This window comes from Piscinibacter sp. (genome assembly GCF_050175855.1).
In the GTDB taxonomy this organism is placed as follows: Bacteria; Pseudomonadota; Gammaproteobacteria; order Burkholderiales; family Burkholderiaceae_C; genus Piscinibacter.
On sequence record NZ_JBFXIO010000248.1, the window covers coordinates 1 to 7,887 of the forward strand.

Below are 7,887 nucleotides of genomic sequence, written 5' to 3' on the forward strand. Positions count from 1 at the left end.
CGCAGGCAGTCGGCGCTGTCCTGGTAGTAGGCGAAGGCGCGGTCGAGGTCGCGCGGCTCGTGGAACTTGCCGAGCGCGCCGTAGACGATGCCCAGCAGCAGCGTGTCGTCGGCCTCGGCCGCCAGGCGCAGCGCGCGTTCGAAGTGGCCTTGCTCCAGCGCGTCGTCGCCGCGCATGCGCGCCAGCGCGGCGCGGGCGATCTCCAGCTCGAAGCGCTCGCGCATGCCGATGGCGCCGGCCGCCACGCCGTCGACGATGACGTCGGTCTCACCCTCGTTGGCCAGCTCGACGCTGTGGCGTTGCAGCGCGCGGATCACGCCCGCGGTGTCACCGGCGCGCGCCAGGTGCCACAGCGCGGAGATGCTGTCGCCGGCCACCTGCGCGGCGGCGGCGTGGCGGGCGTGCCAGGCGCGCAGATCGTCGGGCAACACCAGCGCGCCGCGTTCGCCCACCAGATCCATCGCCGTCTCGCGCAGCGACAGGCGCCGCTCGGCGCTGGCCGGCACGCTGCGCAGGCACTGCGCGAGGGCGCGCCGGCCCTTGTCGAGGTAGCGGTAGTAGGTGCTCGCGCCCACCGACCACAGGCCGCAGAGCTGGCTGGCCGCAGCCTCGTCGGCGTGGCCGCGGTAGCGGTCGCGGAACGCCGGCACGGCGATGAAGCCAGACTGGCAGGCCAGGGCGAGCAGCGGGCGCCAGCTGGTGCGCTCCAGCCACGCATCGCGCGGGATGGGCTCGGCCAGGCCGGCGCGGTCGGGCCGCTGCTGGCCCACCGCCCAGCGCAGCAGCAGCTCCACGGCCGGCGCCGGATGGGCCGCATCCAGCCACTCGCCGGCGGACCCCTGCAGCGGCCGCAGCCATTGGCGCGCCAGCCAGCGGGCGATGCGGCGGTGGCGGCGCAGCCACTCCTCCATCGAGCCGGCCTTGTGGGCACCCAGCAGCGCCTCGACCACCGCCTCGGCCACGGCCTGTGAGGGTTGGCGCTGTCGCTGAGGCGTCAAGTTGTGAGCGGATGTTTCCATGGCAGGTCGGAATCGTCTCACGATCGTCTGATCGCCGGCCATCCCACCGAAGGACGAGTGCCTGTGAATGGGATGGCCTCAGGCGTACCGTCCGGCTACCGTGCGCGCCCGTTTCCGGTCTGCGCCGGACGAATCACGACCCGGAGGAACGACCATGGCCCTGCCCCGCCTGCTGCCGGAGAAGTCCGGCACCCCTGCCACCACAGACAGCATCCTGTTCGCCGTCTATGCCCCGTTCGGCAGCGACGAAGCGCTGTCCACCTACCCCGAGGGCAGCTCGCAGACGCTGGCGCAGCACCCGCTGTACCAGGGGCTGCTCAAGGTGGCCGCGCAGGGCATCCACGTGGCCGCGCTGATCGACCGCGCGCAGGACGACACCTGGCTGGTCGAGATCGAGGCCGGCAAGCCCGCCGAGGCGAAGGTCATCTCGCGCTGGAAGCAGGACATGGCGGCGCCGGCCAGCCTCGCCGGCTTCCTGCGCCATGCGCACCAGAGCCGGCCGGGCGCCGCCATCGTGCTCGCGCTCGAGGGCCACGGCGCCGGCTACCTCCCCGAGATCGACCGGCGCCAGCTCAGCCTCGCCAACCTGACCGACGGCGGCAGCTTCGAGTGGCGCCTGAGTGCCAGCGAGGGCGGTGCGCCGATCCTGCCGGCCGGCTCGCCGCTGCTGCCGGCCGGTTCACCCTTGCTGCCGGCGGGCTCCCCGCTGCTGCCGGCCGGCTCGCCGCTGCTGCCCACCAACCACATGCCGATGTCGACCTGGGGGCTGGGTGCGGCGCTGAGGGCTGCGCTGGATGCGGGCGTGCCGCGCATCTCGGTCATTCACTTCGACAACTGCTTCAACATGTCGGCCGAGGTGCTGCACACCGTCGCGCCGTACGCCGAATACGCCACCGGCTACCCCAACTACAACTTCTTCACCGCCGGCGAGGGCTACCCGGGCGTGTTCGCGCCGCTGGCGCAGCAGGGCACGGGCACCGCGCGCGACCTGGCGCATGCCTTCGCCAAGGGGAACCAGAAGATCCTCGAGGCCAAGGGCAATCACCCGACCATCGGCTGCGCGGTGCGGCTGGAGCGCATGAAGGACATCACCGATCGGCTCGACGACCTGGCCGACGCGCTGCTGGCCGCGCTGCGCACGCCGCCGGCGCATTCGCAGGCGCGGCAGCTGGTGGTGCAGGCCATCGCCAAGGCCATCCTCGAGGCGCAGCAGTACGACACCGAGGCCGGCTACGTGCTGGAGGCGCCCGACCAGCTCACCGACCTGGCGAGCTTCGCCACCGCGCTCTTGAACCAGGATTTCCGGCCGCACCCGGTGCACACCGCCGCCAAGGCCCTGCGCGACGCCCTGCTGGGCATCAAGGTCTACGGCAGCAACGACGTGCCCTGGGTCGCCGCCGCAAGCGGGGTGAACTGGGACTTCAGTTCCGAGGCCCTGGCGATGAACATCTTCCTGCCCGACCCGCTGCTGCGCGGCCTGTGGGACTGGCGCTCGCCGTTCTACCTCGACATCAACCCCGATCCGAACAAGCCGCGCGTGCAGCCGCACATCATCGACTTCGTGAAGGTGACCGACTGGGTCGATTTCATCATCGAGTACCACAAGGAGAGCCAGCAGTGGGTGCGGCTGCTGCCGGCGGCGATCCCCGAGTTCCCGCTGTTCAACGCCAGCTTCGACCCCAAGAAGGTGCCGCCGCCGCCCTGCGGCAAGGACAAGCCGCTGCCGCCGTGCCGCGGCAAGTACGGCTGCGCGCCGGCGGGCAAGGCGATCGTCTGACGATCGTCTTCGGGCAGGACGCAATTCACGCCTCGACAGCGTCGCAATGGGAAGGGCCCTGGACTGAAATGAACCCAGGACGACACGACCCCCGTCGTCCTCGTCAAACGCTTCCAGGAGAGACACCATGATGAACACGCAGCTGCTCCACGCCCTTCCCGCCGAACAGGCCCGTTGCCGCGAACTGGTGCGCAAGTACGTGGCCATCGGCTCGGCCGGCGCCTTCGCCAGCGCGCTGATCGAGCATTCGCTGCGCCGCGCCGACCGCGCGGTGATCGACGGCGACGAGTCGGACATCCGCCGCGCGCTGGCCGAGCTGCAAGGCTACGAAAGCTCGCCGCGCCCGGCGCTGCGCCTGGCGGCCTGAAGCTTGCTGGCCCCCGGGGGCGGCGTACGATGACGCCGTCCCCTGGAGGCCCGCCATGAAATCCGGAAAGATCCTCGTCGCCCAAGGCGGCGGCCCGACCGCCGTGATCAACCAGTCGCTCGTCGGCGTGGCGCTGGAGGCGCGGCGATTCGGCGAGGTGCGCAGGGTCTACGGCGCGCGCCACGGCGTGCGCGGCATCGTCGACGAGGACTTCGTCGACCTGACCCAGGAAACCAGCCACAACCTCGAGCAGGTGGCCAACACGCCGGCCTCGGCGCTGGGCTCGACGCGCGACAAGCCCGACCTGAAGTACTGCCAGGAGATCTTCGCGGTGCTGCGCGCCCACGAGATCGAGCACTTCTTCTACATCGGCGGCAACGACTCGGCCGATACCGTGCGCATCGTCAGCGAGGAGGCGGCCAGGGCCGGCTACCCGCTGCGCAGCATCCACATCCCGAAGACGATCGACAACGACCTGGTCGGCAACGACCACACGCCGGGCTTTCCGTCGGCGGCGCGCTTCGTCGCGCAGGCCTTCGCCGGTGCCAACCTCGACAACGCCGCGCTGCCCGGCGTCTACCTCGCCGTGGTGATGGGACGGCATGCCGGCTTTCTCACCGCGGCCTCGGCGCTGGGCAAGAAGTTCCCGGACGACGGCCCGCACCTGATCTACCTGCCCGAGCGCACCTTCGTGCTGGAGCGCTTCCTCGCCGACGTGAAGGCCACCTACGAGCGCCACGGCCGCTGCGTGATCGCCGTCTCGGAGGGCATCCACGACGAGAGTGGCGAGCCGATCGCCGCGAAACTGGCCAAGGACCTGGAGCGCGATGCCCATGGCAACGTGCAGCTGTCCGGCAGCGGCGCGCTGGCCGACCTGCTGTGCGAGGAGATCAAGACGAAGCTGAAGATCAAGCGCGTGCGCGGCGACACCTTCGGCTACGTGCAGCGCAGCTTCATCGGCTGCGTGAGCGACGTCGACCAGCGCGAGGCGCGCGAGGTCGGCGAGAAGGCGGTGCAGTACGCGATGTGGGGCCAGCGCGACGGCTCGGTGTCGATCAAGCGAACCGGCTTCTACTCGGTGGACTACGAACTCGCACCGCTCGACGCGGTGGCCGGCAGGACGCGCACGATGGAAGACGCCTTCATCAGCGCCAGCGGCACCGACGTGACCGACGCCTTCCGGCTCTACCTGCGGCCGCTGCTGGGCTCGGGCATGCCCGACGCCTTCCGGCTGCGCACCCACCCGGTGGCCAAGGTGCTGCGTCGCGGCTGAGTGCCGCGCCGCCGAGGGCGGGCGATCAGCCCGCCTTCTTCACCCAGGAACTGCACCAGCCGTTCGCGGCGACTTCCTTGCCGGCGAAGATCGGGCAGCCGCCGGCGGCATCGCCCGCCTTGCCCTGGAAGAGCTGGCATCCAGCGCACTTCTGTGCATTGTCGTGCTTGGGGTACTTCTTCGCATCGACCTTGGCGGTGTCGGCGCGGTAGCCCAGCGCCTGGGCCTGCGGGTCGGCCTCGTTGACCTTGGGCGCGGCCTGGGCCGTGCGCTGCACGGCGGCCAGCGTGGCGCCCACTCCGATCACCTGCATCACGAACGTGCGACGGGTACTGCTCATCGAGCGGCTCCGGGAAGTGGAAGGGAAGCGCATGCTGGACCGATCGCCTGACGCTCGTGCATCGGGACCGCAGAGGTCGAGCGCGTCAGGCGGACATCTTTGTAACGCGTTGCCCGGGAGCCGGTTTGCGAGGCGCGAAGGGCCACGGAGGTTTGCGCCCTGGAGCGTGCACTTCGCGCCGCACCGGTTCGCTTCGTCGCAGCGTGGTCGCGGCGCGGCGTGGTGCCGGGCACGATGCCTTCCATCGCACCACAGCCTTTCCGGAGCCGTCCATGCCTCACGATCCCAGCCTCGCCAGCCTGCCACCCGCGGTGGTCGTTCACCTCGCCTTCGCCAGCGCGGCCGTGCTGCTCGGCCCGGCGGCACTGTGGGCCCGCAAGGGCTCACGCGGCCATCGCGGGCTCGGCTACGCCTGGGTGACGGTGATGATCGGCACGGCGCTGTCGGCCTTCTTCATCCGCAGCACTGGCAGCTTTCAGCTGTTCGGCTTCTCGCCCATCCATGCGCTGGCCATCGTCACACTGGTCGGAGTGACCGGTGCGATCGTCGCGATCGCACGCCGCCAAGTCGAAGCCCATCGCAAGGGCATGCAGCGCGTCTACCTCGGCGCCTGTCTCGGCGCCGGGGTGTTCACGCTGCTGCCCGGCCGCTATCTCGGCGACCTGCTCTGGCACCACGCGCTCGGCCTGGTGTGAGCACTCAGAGATCGGTGACGAAGACGCGCACCGACTGCCCCGGCACCGACACGCTGGCGCTGCCGCCGGAATCGATGTCGACGTTGCCGCCGCTGGGCGGGAAGGCGTTGGTCAGCACGCCGTTGGCCGGCAGGCCGCTGGCGTTGATCAGCGCGTTGCCGGTGCCGTAGTTGATCATCACCACGGCGCGCTGGTTGCCGTCTTCGCGCTGGAAGCTCAGCGTGGTGCCGGCGGCGGTGGCGCCGACGTGGTTGCCGCGCCGCAGCGCCGGATGGGCCTGGCGCACGGCGATGATGGCCTTGTACCAGTTGAGCAGCGAGTTCGCCTGCGCCGCCTGCGTCTGCACGTTGCACGCGGCCACGTTGGCCGACAGCGCGCGGAACGGCGTGCCGGTCGTGAAACCGGCGCGGCTGGTGTCGCCGGTCCAGCTCATCGGTGTGCGCAGCTTGGGATCGCCGGTGAGGCTGGCGGCGCCGCGCATGCCGATCTCCTCGCCGTAGTAGATGAACGGCGTGCCGGGTTGCAGCAGGTAGGTGGCAGCGGCGAGGCGATACTGGTTCTCGTTGCCGTTGAACTGGTCCATCGCGCGCTGGCCGGCGAAGCCGTCGTGGTTCGACAGCATCGTTGACATGCTCGCCGGCGCGGTATCGAAGTACTCGGCCACGTCGCGAATCGCGGCCGCATCGCCCTGGGCCGCGCTGACCAGGCGGTATTGATGCCCGAACGCGAAGGCGCTGCCGCAGGCTGGTGCGAACGGCAGCGGCGCCGACGGTCCCTCGCAGACGAGGAAGCGGTTCGCATACGAGCCGTTGACCATCTGGCGGACGTTGCCCATCAGCGTGAAGTTCTCCGCCTGGTTCTCCCACGCCGCCGGGCCGTTCTCCACGAGGTTGCCCACCGCATCGAAGCGGAAACCGTCGATGCCGCGGTTCAGCCAGAAGCGCAGGTTGTCGTGGTGCCAGTTCACCACGGCCGTGTTCTTCAGGTTGAAGTCGGGCATCTGGTCCCAGAAGGGTGCGAAGTAGAAGCCCTCGCGGCCGTTGCGCCACGGGTCGCCACCGTAGATGCTCCAGCCTTGGGGGCGGCTGGCGCTGAACACGTACCAGTCGCGGAAGGCATTGCTGCTGCCGCTGTTGGCGTTGGCGAAAGCCGGGTGCAGGGCGGCGCTGTGGTTCATCACGTAGTCGACCACCACGCCGATGCCGCGCGCGTGGGCCGCGCTCACCAGCGCATCGAGGTCGCCCATCGTTCCGTAGGCGGGTTCGACGGCGCGGTAGTCACTGACCGCGTAGCCGTGGTCGCCGTCCTGGCTGCGCGTGATGGGCATGAGCCAGATGCCGGTCACGCCGAGGTCGCGCAGGTAGTCGAGGCGGCTGATCAGCCCCTGCAGATCGCCGATGCCGTCGCCGTTGCTGTCCTGGTAGGCGCGCACGAAGATCTCGGCGAAGGGGCCCTTGCGCCAGTCCGCGTCGAGCGTGGTGCCGGGGTCGGCCGCAGCCACCGCCGAGGTGTCGACGCTGGGCAGCGGGCCGGTCGCGCCGCCACCACCACCCCCGCCGCCGCAGGCGGCGAGGAAGAGGGCGAGCAACGCAGCGGTAATCGGTCGGCGGTTGGATGAACGCATGGGCCGCGACTCTAGCGAGCCGTCGCCTGTATGGCGTGTAGTACGCGAGCTACAGCGCAGGTGACGGCCGAAACTCGGGAAAATCACTAGACCTTGAAACCCGCCGGCACGCCCCCACACTCACCGCGCCAGCCCGTTAGACCGGGCGCCATCAGTCCGAGACCATGAGCAAACAAACGCTTTCCTTCCAGGCCGAGGTCAAGCAGATCCTGCACCTCGTCACTCATTCGCTCTATTCCAACAAGGAGATCTTCCTGCGCGAGCTGGTCTCCAACGCGTCCGACGCCTGCGACAAGCTGCGCTTCGAGGCGCTGGACCGGCCCGAGCTGTTCGAGGATGCGCCCAACCTCGAGGTGCGCGTCGCCTTCGACGCCGAGGCGAAGACGCTCACGATCACCGACAACGGCATCGGCCTGTCGGAGCCGGAAGCGGTGGCCAACCTCGGCACGATCGCCAAGAGCGGCACGCGCGAGTTCATGGCCGCGCTCGAGGGCGACAAGAAGAAGGACGCGCAGCTGATCGGCCAGTTCGGCGTGGGCTTCTACAGCGGCTTCATCGTGGCCGATCGCATCACCGTCGAGTCGCGCCGTGCCGGCCTCAAGCCCGAGGAGGGCGTGCGCTGGAGCAGCGAGGGCACGGGCGACTTCGAGGTCGAGACCATCACACGGCCCGAGCGCGGCACCAGCGTGATCCTGCACCTGCGCGAGGGCGAGGAGGAGTTCCTCTCCGGCTGGAAGCTGCGCTCCATCATCGGCCGCTACTCCGACCACATCTCGCTGCCCATCCTGATGC

The 7,887-nt window shown here is 70.0% G+C and carries 8 protein-coding genes; 5 read left to right on the forward strand and 3 right to left on the reverse strand.

What is annotated here, in order from left to right:
• The coding region (locus AB7U92_RS17470) for a hypothetical protein (RefSeq protein WP_428579690.1) at positions 1-998 on the reverse strand (998 nt) is incomplete at its 3' end.
• 175 nt (positions 999-1,173) lie between these two features.
• Here AB7U92_RS17470 and AB7U92_RS17475 point away from each other — a divergent pair.
• The 3 genes from AB7U92_RS17475 to AB7U92_RS17485 all read left to right on the forward strand — a co-directional run bounded on the left by AB7U92_RS17475 (position 1,174) and on the right by AB7U92_RS17485 (position 4,436).
• Positions 1,174-2,796: a clostripain-related cysteine peptidase gene (locus AB7U92_RS17475; RefSeq protein ID WP_428579693.1), complete on the forward strand. Its 1,623-nt coding sequence runs from the start codon at positions 1,174-1,176 to the stop codon at positions 2,794-2,796.
• 127 nt (positions 2,797-2,923) lie between these two features.
• Positions 2,924-3,163, forward strand: coding sequence for a hypothetical protein (locus AB7U92_RS17480; protein WP_428579696.1), 240 nt, complete (start codon positions 2,924-2,926; stop codon positions 3,161-3,163).
• A 55-nt stretch (positions 3,164-3,218) separates the two neighbouring features.
• On the forward strand, positions 3,219-4,436 hold the full coding sequence (locus AB7U92_RS17485; protein WP_428579699.1) for a 6-phosphofructokinase: 1,218 nt from the start codon (positions 3,219-3,221) through the stop codon (positions 4,434-4,436).
• A 25-nt stretch (positions 4,437-4,461) separates the two neighbouring features.
• Here AB7U92_RS17485 and AB7U92_RS17490 read toward each other — a convergent pair whose 3' ends face one another.
• Positions 4,462-4,776, reverse strand: a complete 315-nt coding sequence (locus AB7U92_RS17490) for a high-potential iron-sulfur protein (RefSeq protein WP_428579702.1) — start codon at positions 4,774-4,776, stop codon at positions 4,462-4,464.
• A 272-nt stretch (positions 4,777-5,048) separates the two neighbouring features.
• On the opposite strand from AB7U92_RS17490, the gene AB7U92_RS17495 reads away from it, so the two are divergent.
• Positions 5,049-5,471: a DUF2306 domain-containing protein gene (locus tag AB7U92_RS17495; RefSeq protein WP_428579705.1), complete on the forward strand. Its 423-nt coding sequence runs from the start codon at positions 5,049-5,051 to the stop codon at positions 5,469-5,471.
• A 4-nt stretch (positions 5,472-5,475) separates the two neighbouring features.
• Here AB7U92_RS17495 and AB7U92_RS17500 read toward each other — a convergent pair whose 3' ends face one another.
• Positions 5,476-7,095, reverse strand: a complete 1,620-nt coding sequence (locus AB7U92_RS17500; RefSeq protein WP_428579708.1) for an alpha-amylase family glycosyl hydrolase — start codon at positions 7,093-7,095, stop codon at positions 5,476-5,478.
• Between the two features lie 164 nt (positions 7,096-7,259).
• Here AB7U92_RS17500 and AB7U92_RS17505 point away from each other — a divergent pair.
• Positions 7,260-7,887 (forward strand): ATP-binding protein (locus tag AB7U92_RS17505; RefSeq protein WP_428579711.1); only part of this gene is annotated, 628 nt, incomplete at its 3' end.

What these genes read in the sequence shown, in the direction of transcription:
- AB7U92_RS17495 (WP_428579705.1), top strand. Translation starts at nt 5,049, where the DNA reads ATGCCTCACGATCCCAGCCTCGCCAGCCTGCCACCCGCGGTGGTCGTT.
- AB7U92_RS17475 (WP_428579693.1), top strand. Translation starts at nt 1,174, where the DNA reads ATGGCCCTGCCCCGCCTGCTGCCGGAGAAGTCCGGCACCCCTGCCACC.
- AB7U92_RS17480 (WP_428579696.1), top strand. Translation starts at nt 2,924, where the DNA reads ATGATGAACACGCAGCTGCTCCACGCCCTTCCCGCCGAACAGGCCCGT.
- AB7U92_RS17490 (WP_428579702.1), bottom strand. Translation starts at nt 4,776, where the DNA reads ATGAGCAGTACCCGTCGCACGTTCGTGATGCAGGTGATCGGAGTGGGC.
- AB7U92_RS17485 (WP_428579699.1), top strand. Translation starts at nt 3,219, where the DNA reads ATGAAATCCGGAAAGATCCTCGTCGCCCAAGGCGGCGGCCCGACCGCC.
- AB7U92_RS17500 (WP_428579708.1), bottom strand. Translation starts at nt 7,095, where the DNA reads ATGCGTTCATCCAACCGCCGACCGATTACCGCTGCGTTGCTCGCCCTC.